Origin of the sequence: Rhizobium phaseoli, from assembly GCF_003985125.1 — a bacterium.
Lineage (GTDB): Bacteria > Pseudomonadota > Alphaproteobacteria > Rhizobiales > Rhizobiaceae > Rhizobium > Rhizobium phaseoli.
Window position 1 is genome coordinate 572,249 of sequence record NZ_ML133565.1, and the last position, 14,915, is coordinate 587,163.

Here is a 14,915-nt window from a genome sequence, read left to right on the forward strand (position 1 = left end):
GCATTTTGCTTACGGCAGCGCTTGCGAGGCGAGCCGCACATATTTGATGGCTCGCCGGTAATAGGTGTAGGCGACATGGAGCGTGCCGTCGCTGCCCTGGATGACCGAGGGATAGGAGAATTCGCGGTTCAGCGAATCCTTGGAATTGTTGCTGAGACAGAAGCCGTCGCCTGTATCGAGATCCATGCGATGCGGAAAGGTCCTGCCGCCATCCCTCGAAATCGCCAGGCTGAGCGGTGCGCGCGGCACACCCCAGACCGCCTTGCGGCCGGTATCGGCAACAGCAACAGCGGACTCTCCAGCCTCGTCACCCTCGATTTCGTCGTAGAGAGACTGACGCCGCGCATCCGACATATCAGCATTCGAATGGTTGTAAACCATTCCAATCCCTCCATTATCCAGAACAGTGGCCTGGATTGAGGAGTTGTTGTTCGGCAGTTCGGTCGGCTCGGGCGGGCTCCAGGTTTCGCCGCCATCCGCCGATCGGCTGGAAAGAATGGTTTCGGCGAAGCGATTGCGGTAGAAGGCGACCATGTCGCCGCCGCCAAGCGGCAGAATGTTCATGTGGACGGCGCCGATGCTGTCGGGAATATCGCGCATTTGCCAGCTGGCGCCGCCGTCGCGCGAGATCAGCACCGCTGCCGTATCGGCATCGCCACTCCAGCGTTGGCCCTCAAGCCCGACGCAGCGGAAGATCGGCAGCAGCCAGTCGCCACGGTCGTTGACGACGATCTGTTGGCGAACGAAGGTACCGGGGCTTTCGCAGAGGATCTGGACCGGACCGAATGTCTTGCCGCCGTCACCCGAAATCCGGCATTTGACAATCGAGCCATCCTGGTTGCCGGAGGTCTGCGATGTGTAGAGCAGCCATGTCGTTCCGTCCGGCGCGTTGAAAATCAATGGGTTCTGCTCTGATTTCTCCGGATCGTCGCTCATCTTTTCCGGTTCCGACCACCGCTCGGAGCCCGGTGGCAGCCGCGACATGTAAATCGAAATATCTCCCATGCCCTCCATCGTGCCGCCGAACCAGACGCAGCTCAGCGTGCCGTCGGGAAGAAAGGCGAGATTTGCTGCATGATTCTGGATGCAGGGCGAGGGCAGGTAGGCATCGGCGCGGCCCGCGACAGAGGGGTGAGGGGTGACGGCCCCGGTCATCAGAGCGGGCACGTCTTCCGGAGGCAGGCCGGTAAATGTCATGGCGATCTCCTCAAGGCAGTTTGGCGTAGCTATCCGCGAGGGCGGCATAATCGGCCTCGCTCAGCGGCATCAGCGGTGCGCGCGTACGCTTCCAGGCGGGGTTGCCTGTCTTCAGCCCAACCATTGCCTTGATCGTCGGAATCTGAACGTAGGAGTTGGACAGCGTGCGATAGGCGTTGATGCGCGCCTGCGCCGCCTCGACATCGGCGGCGCGCGCTTCGTCATGAACATGGTCGTAAACGGTGCGCAGCGAATCCGCCACCAGATTGGAGGTGGCCGTGATGCAACCTGCGCCGCCGGCCTTCATCAGCGGCAACAGAAGCGGATCGGCGCCGGCCAGCACCGAGAAGCCGGGATGAGCGGCGATGATGGCCTGCATGTTGTTGAAATCGCCGGCCGATTCCTTAATGCCGACGACCGTTTCCGGGAAGGCCGCAATCAGCCGGCCGATCAGCGGAAGGGATAGCGGAACAGCCGAAACCTGCGGGATATGATAGAGAATGACCCGCAGACGCGTGTCGGCGACCTTTTCCAGTACCTGCGAATAGGCGGCGAACAGGCCGTCGTCGGAGACGCCCTTGTAATAAAAGGGCGGCAGCATCACCACTTTGGTGACGCCGAGCGACAGTGCGTGCCGGGTCAGTTCCACGGTCTCGGGAATGGCGACGACGCCGGTGCCCGGCAAAAGCCTGTCGGCTGGAATGCCGGCCTTCACAGCCGCTTCCAGAATGGCGCGCCGCTCGCTGCCGGAGAAGGAATTGGCCTCACCGGTGGTGCCGAGCAGGGCCACGCCATGGCATCCCTCGGTCAGCAGCCGGCGGCAATGGTCGGTGAAAAGCGCGAGATCCGGCGTGTTGTCTGCTGTCAGCGGCGTTGCGGCCGCGCTGAAGACGCCAGTGATCCTATGGTGGCTCATATCCCCTCCTTCGGCGCGTCCTGGCTTGCCGATCCGTGTCCGAACCGCGCGACTGCGCTCGATTGTCATGCCTCTGTCTGTGATGGAGTATTAAGAACTTTTCCATTGCAGCGCTTTTGTCAAGAAGACAAAATGACTTGATCTGAAATCGAAAATTTATCTTATTGTAATTGCTATGACTTTTTTAGAGATAAATTTTGTTCGAATGGAATTCGCGATTTTTTGTTGACATATTTACAATAACGAGAGAACGATAGGCGATGGATTGTGCTGCGCCTGGCAGCGCAGGGAGAGCGCTGCCGATTTCACCTGGGAGGAATGCCATGACTTTTGATCAATCGGATAAAACCAATCTATCGCGCCGCAACGCGCTGAAGCTCGGCATTGCCGCCGGCGTCGGGCTGACCGTGTTCGGGATGAATGCCCGCATCGTGCTGGCCGATGAAGGCCAGGTCCTGAAGGTCGCCCATCCGGCCTTCGACCAGGACTGGTCGCCGCTGCGTGGCGGCGGCAGAACCTTCCGCTGGAACTCGATCTGGTGGGCTTCGCCGATGTATTTCGACAGTCAGGGCAATATCAAGCCCTACGTCTTCACCAGCTGGGAATCGGCCGACAATACCGTCTGGACCTTCAAGATCGACCCGAAGGCCGTCTTCTCCGACGGCAGCAAGATCACCTCGGCCGACGTCAAGGGATCGTGGGAAGTCGCCTCGATGCCCAACACCAAGAGCCAGCGCGCCGACCAGGTGCTGAGCAAGGTCAAGGGTTATGCCGAAATCGCCGCCGGCTCGGGCAATGAGCTGACCGGGGTCGCGACGCCCGACGAGGGGACGGTGGTCGTGACGCTCGCCGCCGCCGATCCGATCTTCTTCATGCGCCTCGCCAACCATATCGCTCCGATCACCAAGGCGTCGCAGTCGCGCGGCAGCGACGGCGAGGAAATCATCGACTGGTACAAGCCGGAGAACAAGCCGGTTTTCTCCGGCCCGTTCAAGCTGACGAGCATCGATATCGATGCCGGCAAGATCACCTTCGAGCCGAATGAGAAATTCTTCGGGCCGAAGCCGAAGCTTGCCCGCATCGACATCACCTCGATCGAGGATAATGTCACTGCGACGTCGCTGATCAAGTCCGGCGAGTTCAACGCCCATACCGAGCTTGTCACCTCGACGATCATTCAGGATCTCGGCCCGGAATTCTCGGCCGGCCCGCTGATCCCGACCAGCCAGCACTTCTGGTTCAACACTTCCCGCGCGCCGATGGACGATCCGAAGGTGCGCCAGGCGCTGATCATGGCGGTCGATCGCGACGGCCTGTTCAAGGCGTCCTATCCGGATGGCCCCCACAAGAAGGCCGACCAGATCCTCAACTCGGTGCCCGGCGCTGACAATTCCGGCTTCGAGCCTTTTCCCTATGATCCGGCAGCCGCCAAGAAGCTGCTTGCCGAATCGAGCTATGGCGGGCCCGAGCGCCTGCCGAAGCTCCTGTTCGTCGGCATCTCGGCGCCGGCCATTCAGGCCGCTGCCCAGTTCATCGCCGAGCAATGGCGCCAGAACCTCGGCATCACGGCCGTCGACATGAAGCCGCAGCAGGACGCCTATGCCGGTCCGGATCAGAACTCGGTCCAGATCTTCCGCGACGACGTCGGCACCCGTGTTCCCGACGCTGTTTCCTATCTGGCGGGCAGCATCGCCTCGACCTCGTCGAACGCGCAGAACAAGCTCGGCGGATACAAGAACGACAAGGTCGACAGCGCCCTTGCCGAAGCGGCGACCAAGGCTGCGGACGATCCGCAGCGCGTTGCTCTCGCCCAGGAGGCCCAGAAGGCGTTCCGCGAGGATTGGGCCCTCATTCCATGGTATTCTCAGGCGATGTCGCGCTGGGCCACCAAGGAGGTCAAGGGCATGGAGAAGAACCTCGACTGGCAGATCGCCGAACCCTGGAACATTTCCATCGGTTGATTGGGAATTATCGTTCCTGGCAACAAGCGCGCGAAGGCTGCAAGGCCTTCGCGCAAGTTTCAAGACGAAGAGATGCGATCTGGCTTCAGGGGTGGACCGCATCGACAACAGGTGGGAGGTGGCCTTGCTGCGCTACGTGCTAACCCGGTTCGCCATCTGGATTCCGTCCGTTCTCGTGGTGATGCTGGCCGTCTACGCGCTGGCCTTCTACGGCGCCGGCGATCCGATCAAGCTCATCTTCCTGCGCGCGCCGGGCGACGTCGCCTACAATCCGCAGCGCATCGAGGCCATCCGCGAAAGTGCGGGGCTCAACAGGCCCTTCATCGAACAGTTCGGCCTTTACATCTGGAACCTGCTACACGGTCAGTTCGGCAATTCGCTGACATCGGGCCGCGCCGTCTGGGCGATGGTCTCGGCTGCCGCCCCGGTCTCGTTCCAGCTTGCCCTCTGCGCCATCATCCTGACGGCTGTCGTCGCGATCCCGCTCGGCATGATCGCCGCGCTGAACCAGAATTCGCGCCTCGACTATGCCATTCTGGGCTCGGCGCTCTTCCTCTGGGCGATCCCCGCCTATGTCGCAGGTCCCTTGCTGATGGTCGGCCTGATCGTGCTCTTGCCGGGCGCAAGCGTGCCCTATGGCTGGGGCGGTGTCTTCGATGTCCGCATCCTGCTGCCGCTGCTCGTGCTTTCCTTCCAGCCGATCGCGCTGATCGTGCGCCAGACCCGCGCCGCCGTCATCGAGGTGCTGTCGGAGGATTTCGTTCGCACCGCCCGCGCCAAGGGCGTGCCCGAGATTGTCGTGGCGCTGCGCCATATCCTGCGGCCGGTGCTGACGCCTGTCGTGACCCAGCTCGGCCTGATCATGATCACCATCGTCAATGGCGCCATCTTCGTCGAACTCGTCTTCGGCCTGCCGGGTCTCGGCCGCCTAACGGTGCAGGCGCTGATCAATTCCGATTATCCCGTCATCCTGGCGATCACGCTGATCGGATCGTTCCTGGTGATGGTGTCGAACCTCCTGGTGGACGTGCTCTATCCGCTGCTCGATCCGCGCGCCAACGATTCAAGAAGGAGCCGCTGACCATGTCCGCAATCCCTCTTTCCACCACCGAGACCATCGAGGAGCCGCCGGTCAGCCTGTGGCGCGACGCCTGGCATCGGCTGCGGCGCAACAAGCTCGCCGTCTTCGGCCTCATCGTCGTCCTGATCCTCGCTTTCACCGCGATCTTCGGGCCGTATCTCACGCCCTATGATTATCTCAGCCAGGACCTCAACGCGCGCAACGCGCTGCCGTCGATGAGCCACCTCTTCGGAACCGACGACCTCGGCCGGGACGTCTTCAGCCGCGTCGTCTTCGGCACGCGGACCGCCTTCCTCGTCGCCGTCATCGTCACCTTCTTCGCCGTGCTGATCGGCCTCACGCTCGGCGCGGTCGCCGGCTTCTTCGGCAATCCCTTCGACCGCGCCATCATGTGGCTGACCGACGTCACGATGTCGGTGCCTAACCTGCTGCTCGTCGTCGTCATCAATGCCTCGCTGAAATCGCCGATCACTCGCTGGATGGAAGCGCGTTATCTCGAGACTCTCAATCCTTTCTACCGCCAGACGATATGGGTGGATTTCATCCTCGTCTTCGGGTCAATGGCGCTGATCTCCTGGCCGCCCTATGCCCGTCTGGTGCGCGCCCAGGTTTTGTCGATCCGCAGCAGGCCTTATATCACCGCTGCCCAGGCGCTCGGCCTGTCGAACTGGGTCATCATCAAGCGCTATGTCGTACCGAATGCACTCGGGCCGCTGATCGTCTCGGTCAGCGCCGGTCTCGGCACGGCGATGGTGCTGGAAAGCGCCTTCAGCTTCCTCGGCGTCGGGGTCAACCCGCCGACGCCGAGCTGGGGCAACATGATCTCGGACGGCCTTCGCGTCTGGCAGCATTATCCGCATCTTCTCGCCGCTCCGGCGGCCGTGCTCGGCCTTGCCTCGGTTGCCTTCAGCTTCCTCGGCGACGGCCTCAACGATGCTCTCAATCCGCGGGGCAGCAAATGATGGACACGCAAAACAGAGAACGCCTGCTCGATGTCAGGGGCCTCACCGTCGAGATCGACGGCCGCAACGGCCCGGCCGTCGTCGTTGACGGCATCGATCTCCATGTCGACAAGGGCGAGACGCTGGGCGTTGTCGGTGAATCCGGCTGCGGCAAGAGCCTCACCATGCTGAGCCTGATGCGGCTCCTGCCGAACAAGATCAAGGTTACGAAGGGATCGGCGAGCTTCGACGGTCGCGACTTGCAGACGATGTCGAATGCCGAGCTGCGCAAGGTGCGCGGCGGCGATATCGGCTTCGTCTTCCAGGATCCGATGACCTCGCTCAATCCCGTCATGCGCGTCGGCGACCAGATCTGCGAGCCGCTGATCTATCATCGCAAAATGAAAAAGGCGGAGGCCCGCGCCCGCGCCGTCGAGCTCCTGCGCCTGGTCGGCATTCCCGGCCCCGAAGAGCGGCTGCAGGCCTTTCCGCACGAGCTTTCCGGCGGCATGCGCCAGCGCGTGATGATCGCGATCGGCCTTGCCTGCAATCCCAAGCTTCTGATCGCCGACGAGCCGACGACGGCGCTCGATGTCACCATCCAGGCCCAGATCGTCGATCTGGTAAAGGATCTGCGCGCCAAGCTCGGTATGTCGGTCGTCTGGATCACCCATGACCTGGCGCTGATCGCCGGCCTCGTCGACCGCGTCGCGGTGCTCTATGCCGGTACGGTCGTCGAGGACGCGCCGGTCGACGAACTCTATGACCGCCCGAGCCATCCCTATACGCGCGGCCTGCTCTCCTCGATCCCGAAACTGTCCGATCCGCCGGCAAGCCGGCTCTCCTCGATCGGCGGCACGCCGCCGGAGCCGGGGCGCCGGCCGAAGGGCTGCCCCTTTGCGCCGCGCTGCCCGCTCGTCGAGGCGATCTGTCACGAGCAGGTGCCGCGGCTCGAACCCTTGAGCGGCAGCAGCAACCATCGCGCCGCCTGTTTCGTCGTGCAGAGAATGCAGGAGGCCGCGTGATGGCTGCTCAACCGCTGCTCAAGGTCGAAAACCTGGTCAAGCATTTCCACGTCAAGCTCGGCGCCTTCGGCGAACGCGCGGCGACCGTTTACGCGCTCGACAATGTCGATCTCGACATCATGGAGGGCGAGACGCTGAGCCTCGTCGGTGAATCCGGCTGCGGCAAATCGACGACCGGCTTCACCATCCTCAATCTCTACAAGGCGACCAGCGGCAGGGTCGTCTACAAGGGACAGGACCTCGCCACACTCGACGAGAGGCAGATGCGGCCCTTCCGCCGCGACTTGCAGATCGTCTTTCAGGATCCCTATTCGACGCTCAATCCGCGCATGACGGTGGGCGAGGCGATTGGCGAGCCGATCCTCTTTCACAAGCTTTGCACCAAGGCCGAGCTGAAGGACAAGGTCGCGGCGCTGCTCAGCGATGTCGGCCTGCCCACGCGGTTTGCCCAGCGTTACCCGCACGAGCTCTCCGGCGGCCAGCGCCAGCGCGTCGTCATCGCGCGCGCCCTTGCCTGCCAGCCGAAATTCATCGTCTGCGACGAGGCGATCTCTGCGCTCGACGTGTCGATCCAGGCGCAGATCATCAACCTTCTGCTCGACCTGCAGGAGAAATACGGACTGACTTACCTCTTCATCGCCCATGACCTCGCGGTAGTGCGCCATATCAGCACCCGCGTCGGCGTCATGTATCTCGGGCGGCTCGCCGAGCTTGCGACCCGCGAGGAGCTGTTCGACAATCCGCTGCATCCCTATACCAGGGCGCTATTGTCGGCCGTTCCGGAGACCGATCCGGAGCATGAGCGCACCCGCCAGCGCCAGATCCTGCAGGGCGACGTGCCGAGCCCGCTGAACCCGCCCTCCGGCTGCCGTTTCCACACGCGCTGCCCGATCGCGATGGATGTCTGCAGCAAGGTCATACCCGTCTGGAAGGAGGCCAAGGCCGGCCATCTTGTCGCCTGCCACGCCGTCAATACGGACGAGATCGCATGACGCTGAAGGCCGCGATCATCGCCGACGATCTGACGGGGGCGCTTGATACCGGCACCCCCTTCGTTGCGGCCGGCCTCTCGGTCGCCGTCGCCGTCGATGTCGGTGCGGCGCAGGATGCGATCGCCACCGGCTGCGATGTCGTCGTCGTCAATACCGCCTCGCGCGCGCTGCGCGGGCATGAAGCCGCCGAAAGGGTCCTGTCGGCGGCCGGGAAATTTCGCGACGTGAAGCCCGGCGTGGTCATGAAGAAGATCGACTCCCGGCTGAAGGGCAATGTTGCGGCGGAAAGCCTGGCGCTGGCGGATGCGCTCGGCCTGAAGAATATTCTCGTGGCGCCCGCCATTCCCGATCAGGAGCGCCTGACCTACCGGGGCTGTGTCGTCGGCCGTGGCGTCAACAAGCCGCTGCCGATCGCCGATCTGTTCGAGGGCCGCGCGGACAATGTCGTCGTCGCCGATGCCGAGGGCGATGCCGATCTCGATCAGATCGTCGCGGGTCATGTCTGGCTGACGACGCTCGCCGTCGGTGCGCGCGGCCTCGGTGCGGCATTTGCCCGCCGCCTCGGCGAAACCGAGCGGTCGATGGCGGAATATGTAGCGACCCCGCGCACTCTGTTTGCCTTCGGTTCGCGCGATCCGATCACCGCCGCCCAGATGAACCGGCTCGAAGCCTCCGGCGCCTTGCGTATGGTGGTGGACGCGCCGATGGGGCAGATCGAATGCGGGGAGGGCCTGGCGCTGCCGGTGCTGCTGCGCTGCACCGGCGATATGACGGCAGATGCGGCCCTCGTCGCCCATGACTTTGCGGCAGGCGTCAAAAGAGTGATCGACGATACCCGGCCCGATATGCTGATGGTCGGCGGCGGCGATACGGCGCTGGCCATCCTCCATGCGCTTGACGTGAAGGTGCTCACACCGAAGGGCGAAATCGAGGCCGGTATTCCGTGGTTCGATGTCGCGGCAGCCGACGGGCGGCCTTTTCGGTGCGCCGTCAAGTCGGGGGGCTTCGGCAAGCCTGATAGTTTGCTAAGACTGGTTCTTCGGAATCAGGCGGCATAGAATGATACCGTCGGGGAGAATGACGTGACTGAAGCGAATGGCGAATCTTTGAACGCGGAAGTCGGCCCGCCGGGCAAGCCCGAACGCGGCAAGGCCGTCAAGCTGGTCGATCGCGTCTTCGACCAGCTGCTCGAGCGGATCCGCGGCGGAAACTATCCGCCGGATTCACGCCTTCCGGGCGAACACGAACTTGCCTCGATGCTCGGTGTATCCCGGCCGATCGTTCGCGACGCGCTGGCGCGCCTGCGCGACCAGGGCATCGTCTATGCCCGCCAGGGGGCAGGCACCTTCGTCAGCGCGCATGGATCGCCGACGACGCAGCTCGCCTATTCGCCTGTCAAGACCATTGCCGATATTCAGCGCTGCTACGAATTCCGCCTGACCATCGAACCGGCCGCCGCCTATTTCGCCGCCAAGCGCCGTAATGAGCAGGCGATCCAGAAGATCGCCAGCGCTCTTGCGGATCTGCGCGAGGCGACCAGCCACCAGCTTCACCGCACCGATGCCGATTTCATTTTCCATCGCGCCGTGACCGAGGCTGCCAACAACCATTATTACACCGCCTCGATCGATGCGCTGAAAGCCCATATCGCCGTCGGCATGCATCTGCACGGCCTCTCCCTGCTCGGCCCCCGTCAGGGGCTAGAGCAGGTCTATGAAGAGCATAACGCCATCTACAAGGCGATCGCCGATGGCCGCGCCGATGATGCGCAAAGGCTGATGAAGGCGCATCTCGAGGGCTCCCGAGACCGTCTGTTTGAGGGCAGGGCGCTCGATCTGTCCTTCTGAGACCGTGAGACGTCGGCTTCGCGAATAGGTCGAGGCCTATCGCCGCGACAAGATTCCGGCAAAGAGCTGACGGAAGGTCCCGGCGATCACGCCGGCTTCATGTGAATCTCCGGTCATCAGGGCCGAGGTGATCTTCCGCATCTGCTCGAAGGTGATATGCGGCGGCAGCGGCGGCACTTCGGGATCTGTCTTCACTTCGAGAATGACGGGGCAGTCGGCGGCCAGAGCTTCTTCCCAAGCGGCGCCGAGTTGATCTGGTCGGTCGACGAAGATGCCGCGGAGCCCGATAAGCTCGGCGAATTTGTGATAGCGCAGATCTGGAATGGACTGTGACGCATCAAATTTCGGGTCGCCTTCCATCACCCGCTGTTCCCAGGTCACCTGGTTCAAATCCTGATTATTGAAGACGCAGACGACGAAGGTCGGATTGGTCCAGGCCTTCCAATATTTGGCTACGGTGATCATCTCTGCGAGGTTGTTCATCTGCATGGCGCCGTCGCCTACCAGGCCGACAACGGGGCGCTCGGGATGGGCGAATTTCGCGGCGATCGCATAGGGGACGGCAGCGCCCATCGAGGCCAGTCCGCCGGACAACGACCCTTTCATCCCGCGGCGCATCTTGAGGTCGCGTGCGTACCAGTTCGCGCAGGAGCCGGAGTCGCTGGTGATAACGACGTTATCCGGCAACCGCAGCGAGAGCTCGCTGACGACGCGTTGCGGATTGACCGGATTTGCCTCGACATGCGCCCGCTCGTCCAACGTCTTCCACCAGGCGGCGACGTCTTTCTCGACGGTTTCCCGCCAACTGCGATCGGGATTTTCGCGCAGCAGAGGCAAGAGCGCCCGCAGCGTTTCGGCTGCATCACCCGTCAGGCCGAGCTCCATGGGATAACGCAGCGACAGCATATCGGGATTGATGTCGATCTGCACGCCGCGTGCCTGACCTTCCTCCGGCAGGAATTCGGAATAGGGAAAGCCGGAACCGATCATCAGCAGGGTGTCGCAGTCCCGCATGAGGTTCCATGAGGGTTCCGTCCCGAGAAGTCCGATCGAACCGGTTACCCAAGGGAGGTCGTCCGGCAGTGCCGCCTTGCCGAGCAAGGCTTTGGCGGCGCCAGCCTGAAGGCGGTCCGCCACCGCGATGACCTCGTCGGTGGCATGAAGTGCGCCGGCGCCGACGAGGATCGCCACCTTCTTTCCGGCGTTGAGGATATCGGCCGCAGCCTGAAGATCATCTCCATGCGGAAAGACCCTCGGTGGCCGGTAACCTGGGGCCGAATGGACTGTGCCGTGCTTTCGCGCGGGCTCCTCATAAGGCATTTCCTGCAGGTCATTCGGCAGGATGATCGCTGTCACCGTCTTGTTGGCGAGTGCGATGCGGACGGCTCGATCGATCAGATGACGCACTTGGGCGGGGGCTGAGGCCTGCTGCACGAAATCGCTCGCGACATCCTTGAAGAGGGCGGCGAGATCGAGCTCCTGCTGATAATGCCCGCCGAGCGCACGGCGCGCCTGCTGGCCAACGATGGCGAGAACCGGCTGATGGTCCATGCGGGCGTCGTAGAGACCGGTGATCAGATGGGTTGCGCCCGGTCCCGAGGTGGCGATGCAGACCCCGAGTTCGCCTGTGAATTTCGCATAGGCGGCGGCCATGAATGCCGCCATTTCTTCGTGTCGTGCCTGAATGAATTGCATCTTGTCGGACGCGCGGTGGAGCGCTCCGAAGACGCCATTGATGCCGTCGCCGGGATAGCCGAACATACGCTGTACGCCCCATTCGCCAAGCCGTGCCACAATGAAATCGCCGACCGTTTTCGTCATGGAAAATATCCTCGTTTGCAGAATGGTGGTCGCACGAGCAGCTCGACCAAGGCATTGCGAGATCAGATCGCCGGGGTAACGATGGCTCCGCCTGTCGGCTCTTCTAGTGCCTGAGGCGCCCCCAGGACGGATCCCACACAACGTCTTCGACAAGATCGACAAAGATGGGAGCATGGCCGCGATGGGTCTCCGCCAGCTTGAAGGCTGCCTCAGGTTCCATTTCCTCCCCGGGAAAGATCGCATCGTCCTGGCCTATATCTGCGACCTTGCGGACGTAGCCTCTGATCTGGTTCCCCGATCGATAGAGTTTGACGACCAGCGAGCCGGGCGGTACGGCGCCCGCGGGATGGCTGATATATTCGTGCATTCTTCGGCCTCCTCATTGGGATCCGCGCCAGCGGCCAAGTCCCGATGCTCCCGGTTCCCGTTTTCCGGAATCCGATCGGCGCAGAGTCGGTTCAATTCTGGATCGATCTCTGCGCCTCCGGCAGTTCCCGCGGCCTTACCCCTTGGTTCTCGGCTATTTATTGAGTTCTTGCGCCATCTGGAGATGGTGTTCCAGAGCAGGCCGCGTGCTTGCCGCCCACGCCTTGAGTTCCGGATTATTGCCTTCGTCGCCGTAGCGCTTGAAGAGATCGACCGCGTCTTCGTGGGCGGATTCCTGATCCGAGTGATATTGCTTGTTGAAGTCGTCACCCTTGAGGCCGTTCAGCTTGTCGAGCATGCTTTGCTGGTCCGAGGTCATTGCGTTCGGAACGGTGGCTTTGACCTTGCCGCCCGCTACCAGCGCCTTCAGTTCCTCGGTGGTTTTCTGGTGGTCGGTCAGCATCTGCTGCGCGAAGGCTTTGGTCGCGTCATCGCCGCGCTCGACCGCGAGCTTGCTGGAGGCAATTTCGAACATATCGCTTGCGGCCGCCTCCTTGATGAAATCCTCCGTTTTCGGCGGCACGCCCATCAGGGAATTGACGCCGGTCTTTTCAGCTGCCGATTGTGCGAAAACGGGAACGGCGAGCGAAAGAGCGAGTGAGGCGATAACAAAGCGTTTCATATGGATCTCCTGGGTTGATCATCCGCCAAACTTGCGGACGAGCCTTGAGTTCCCGGCTATCGCCCACGACAGTGATCTCGGCCGCTTCAGCAGAGGCCGGCTTAAAAGCCAAAAGGGAAGGTTTCCGGATCGCCCTTGCTGGACTGTGGAGCGACAAGTGGAGATAGCGCGTGCGTTTCATCAAACCAGATGAAAGCGTCGTATTGCCGCGACAGTGATGTCGACATGTAATGGCTCAGCCGTTCGGTTTCCGGCCTGTAGATCACGCCTATGAATCGCTGAAGCCGCTGTTCGACCAGGCTTGCGTGCAGTTCCTCATCGGCCCTGAGGTCGAGTAGAAATCGCGGCTTTGCAGCCTCGTGACATAAGCGCTCGCAGCTCTGGGGGAGCGACGGATTCATCTGTTTCTTCTCCGCCCGCCCATCCCAATCGTCAGCGGCGATCACCTCGCCGCAATGTGTGCCCAGCCCTATGAGGCTTGTCATCTCGTCGAAGCGCTGCCGGCACAGTTGACCGAGGCTCAGTTCGTCGCGGGCAGTTGCCATATCCGTGTAGCGGGCGTCGCCGATATGGGAGTTGTGAGCCCATATGATGATCTTTGCCGCCGGTCCGTGAAAGTCGAGAAGATGCTCGACGGTGTCGGCCATATAGGTGTCGCGCAGGTTCCAGGCTTGGGCGCCGCCGTAATACATGACGCGATAATATCGTTCGGCGGCGGCGAGCAGTCTTGCAGACTGGACGGCGTTCAGAAAATCATCTTTCCCTGAAGCCGCATCATCCAGAGATCGAGCCAGAAGCTCAGTGCATTGCTTCAGCACCGCATCCTCGCATGATCTGTAGGCTTCGGTCAGCACGGCCCGACCATAGGTGGCGGGATTGCTCTGCCAAGGGCTGAGGCAGCCGTAACGCTCCCTGGCAATTCTGGCAGTTTCCGGGCTGATCGTTTCGAGATAATCGAGGACGGAGCGGATCGACCCGGACATATTATAGAGGTCCAAACCGTAAAACCTGACCGGATCCTTGTGCGACGCTTTGCGCCGCTCGTTTTCCTTCTTCATCCAGCCGACGAACCGCGAAAACTCCAGGTTCCGCCACATCCACTTTGGAAAGCGGCCGAACGGCTGGCCGTCTCCCGGTGCCTGACCATTTAACCAACGGTCAATGGCGGCCGCATCCGGCCAATCCGCTTCTGCTGCAATGAGATTGAATCCGTAATGTTCGATAAAATGCCGGCTGATGGCAGCCCGCGTCTCGTAAAATTCGGCGGTGCCATGGGTGGATTCGCCAAGCAAAACAATGCGGCTGTCGGCAAACCGATCGAAAAGGACGGCAAAGCTCTTGTCGTCGACCGACGAGAATTCTTCCGCCGCGGCCGAGATGAGTTTGCTGGATGTTTCCTCTGCGCGCGATGACGGGGCTGTCGCCGTATACATCGGATGGGCGGCAGTCCAGGCGTCCTCACCGATCAGCGGGACGAAAAGGACGCCGCCCAGATCTTCCTCCTCGAAGGTGGTTGCCCCCGTGCGCGTAATGCGTTTCAGGCGCTGTTCGTCGTTGCGGCCGACCGGGATGATGAGCCGCCCGCCGAGATCCAGCTGCTCCTTCAAGGCGGTCGGTACCTCGGGTGCGCCAGCGGAAACGATGATCGCATCGAAGGGAGCAGCTTTGGCCCAGCCTTTGCTGCCATCGCCCACCCGGACGTCGATATTGCCGTAGCCCAGCCTTTCGAACCGTTCTCTCGCCTGAAGCGCCAGCCTTTCATGGCGTTCGACGGAATAGACGTGCCTGGCGATCCGGCTGACGAGCGCCGAGGCGTATCCGGAACCGGTTCCGACCTCGAGAACCTTGTCGTCCGCTTCGAGGTCGGCTTTTTCGATCATCAGGGCGACAATGAAAGGCTGGGAGATCGTCTGACCGTCGCCGATCGACAAGGGCGCGTCCTCATAGGCGAATTCCTCGAAGCCTGGATCGACGAATTTCTCGCGCGGCACGATGCGCATCGCCTTGATGACACTTTGATCGCCGATGCCGCGACGCATGACATGGTGTTCCACCATGTGGTCTCGCAGGCGGTTCATATCCATGG

Annotated in this window: 13 protein-coding genes; 7 read left to right on the forward strand and 6 right to left on the reverse strand. The window is 62.1% G+C overall.

Translation table 11 applies throughout. The features are described 5' to 3' along the window. Positions 1–9 precede the first annotated feature (9 nt). Together EFD56_RS02660 and EFD56_RS02665 are read right to left on the reverse strand one after the other, a co-directional pair. Positions 10–1,197 (reverse strand): sialidase family protein, encoded by a 1,188-nt coding sequence (locus EFD56_RS02660; protein WP_097602756.1) that lies wholly within the window; start codon positions 1,195–1,197, stop codon positions 10–12. Between the two features lie 10 nt (positions 1,198–1,207). Next, positions 1,208–2,113 carry a dihydrodipicolinate synthase family protein gene (locus tag EFD56_RS02665; RefSeq protein WP_064829552.1) on the reverse strand — a complete coding sequence of 302 codons (906 nt, stop codon included), beginning with the start codon at positions 2,111–2,113 and terminating at the stop codon, positions 1,208–1,210. Between the two features lie 323 nt (positions 2,114–2,436). Between EFD56_RS02665 and EFD56_RS02670 the strand changes: the two genes are divergently transcribed. The 7 genes from EFD56_RS02670 to EFD56_RS02700 all read left to right on the forward strand — a co-directional run bounded on the left by EFD56_RS02670 (position 2,437) and on the right by EFD56_RS02700 (position 9,960). After that, entirely contained in the window at positions 2,437–4,074 is a 1,638-nt protein-coding gene (locus tag EFD56_RS02670) for an ABC transporter substrate-binding protein (protein ID WP_126904547.1), read from the forward strand. A gap of 124 nt (positions 4,075–4,198) precedes the next feature. Further along, positions 4,199–5,155 carry an ABC transporter permease gene (locus EFD56_RS02675; protein WP_004677191.1) on the forward strand — a complete coding sequence of 319 codons (957 nt, stop codon included), beginning with the start codon at positions 4,199–4,201 and terminating at the stop codon, positions 5,153–5,155. 2 nt (positions 5,156–5,157) lie between these two features. Further along, complete coding sequence (locus tag EFD56_RS02680; RefSeq protein WP_064829551.1) at positions 5,158–6,117, forward strand: ABC transporter permease; 960 nt, start codon at positions 5,158–5,160, stop codon at positions 6,115–6,117. Then, complete coding sequence (locus tag EFD56_RS02685; protein ID WP_064829550.1) at positions 6,114–7,121, forward strand: ABC transporter ATP-binding protein; 1,008 nt, start codon at positions 6,114–6,116, stop codon at positions 7,119–7,121. The genes EFD56_RS02680 and EFD56_RS02685 overlap by 4 nt, the downstream gene beginning before the upstream one ends. Further along, a complete protein-coding gene (locus EFD56_RS02690) occupies positions 7,121–8,113 on the forward strand; it encodes an ABC transporter ATP-binding protein (protein ID WP_037145954.1) in 993 nt (330 codons plus the stop codon). The genes EFD56_RS02685 and EFD56_RS02690 overlap by 1 nt, the downstream gene beginning before the upstream one ends. Next, the gene (locus EFD56_RS02695) at positions 8,110–9,171 is read left to right on the forward strand and encodes a four-carbon acid sugar kinase family protein (RefSeq protein WP_004673134.1); all 1,062 of its coding nucleotides are present in this window, start codon (positions 8,110–8,112) and stop codon (positions 9,169–9,171) included. Before EFD56_RS02690 ends, EFD56_RS02695 begins: the two co-directional genes overlap by 4 nt. A 24-nt stretch (positions 9,172–9,195) precedes the next feature. Beyond that, on the forward strand, positions 9,196–9,960 hold the full coding sequence (locus tag EFD56_RS02700; protein WP_037145957.1) for a FadR/GntR family transcriptional regulator: 765 nt from the start codon (positions 9,196–9,198) through the stop codon (positions 9,958–9,960). Between the two features lie 36 nt (positions 9,961–9,996). Here EFD56_RS02700 and EFD56_RS02705 read toward each other — a convergent pair whose 3' ends face one another. From EFD56_RS02705 to EFD56_RS02720, 4 genes are all read right to left on the reverse strand, one after another. After that, positions 9,997–11,781, reverse strand: a complete 1,785-nt coding sequence (locus tag EFD56_RS02705; protein WP_037145958.1) for a thiamine pyrophosphate-requiring protein — start codon at positions 11,779–11,781, stop codon at positions 9,997–9,999. A gap of 103 nt (positions 11,782–11,884) precedes the next feature. Continuing rightward, entirely contained in the window at positions 11,885–12,148 is a 264-nt protein-coding gene (locus tag EFD56_RS02710) for a hypothetical protein (RefSeq protein ID WP_037145960.1), read from the reverse strand. Between the two features lie 153 nt (positions 12,149–12,301). Beyond that, on the reverse strand, positions 12,302–12,829 hold the full coding sequence (locus EFD56_RS02715; RefSeq protein ID WP_037145962.1) for a DUF4142 domain-containing protein: 528 nt from the start codon (positions 12,827–12,829) through the stop codon (positions 12,302–12,304). A gap of 101 nt (positions 12,830–12,930) precedes the next feature. Further along, positions 12,931–14,913, reverse strand: coding sequence for a protein-L-isoaspartate(D-aspartate) O-methyltransferase (locus EFD56_RS02720; RefSeq protein ID WP_126904548.1), 1,983 nt, complete (start codon positions 14,911–14,913; stop codon positions 12,931–12,933). Positions 14,914–14,915 lie beyond the last annotated feature (2 nt).

Bases quoted from the DNA above. Each gene is read 5' to 3' on its own strand.
- EFD56_RS02660 (WP_097602756.1), bottom strand. From the start codon at position 1,197: ATGACATTTACCGGCCTGCCTCCGGAAGACGTGCCCGCTCTGATGACC.
- EFD56_RS02720 (WP_126904548.1), bottom strand. From the start codon at position 14,913: ATGGATATGAACCGCCTGCGAGACCACATGGTGGAACACCATGTCATG.
- EFD56_RS02690 (WP_037145954.1), top strand. From the start codon at position 7,121: ATGGCTGCTCAACCGCTGCTCAAGGTCGAAAACCTGGTCAAGCATTTC.
- EFD56_RS02710 (WP_037145960.1), bottom strand. From the start codon at position 12,148: ATGCACGAATATATCAGCCATCCCGCGGGCGCCGTACCGCCCGGCTCG.
- EFD56_RS02665 (WP_064829552.1), bottom strand. From the start codon at position 2,113: ATGAGCCACCATAGGATCACTGGCGTCTTCAGCGCGGCCGCAACGCCG.
- EFD56_RS02695 (WP_004673134.1), top strand. From the start codon at position 8,110: ATGACGCTGAAGGCCGCGATCATCGCCGACGATCTGACGGGGGCGCTT.
- EFD56_RS02715 (WP_037145962.1), bottom strand. From the start codon at position 12,829: ATGAAACGCTTTGTTATCGCCTCACTCGCTCTTTCGCTCGCCGTTCCC.
- EFD56_RS02705 (WP_037145958.1), bottom strand. From the start codon at position 11,781: ATGACGAAAACGGTCGGCGATTTCATTGTGGCACGGCTTGGCGAATGG.
- EFD56_RS02670 (WP_126904547.1), top strand. From the start codon at position 2,437: ATGACTTTTGATCAATCGGATAAAACCAATCTATCGCGCCGCAACGCG.
- EFD56_RS02680 (WP_064829551.1), top strand. From the start codon at position 5,158: ATGTCCGCAATCCCTCTTTCCACCACCGAGACCATCGAGGAGCCGCCG.
- EFD56_RS02685 (WP_064829550.1), top strand. From the start codon at position 6,114: ATGATGGACACGCAAAACAGAGAACGCCTGCTCGATGTCAGGGGCCTC.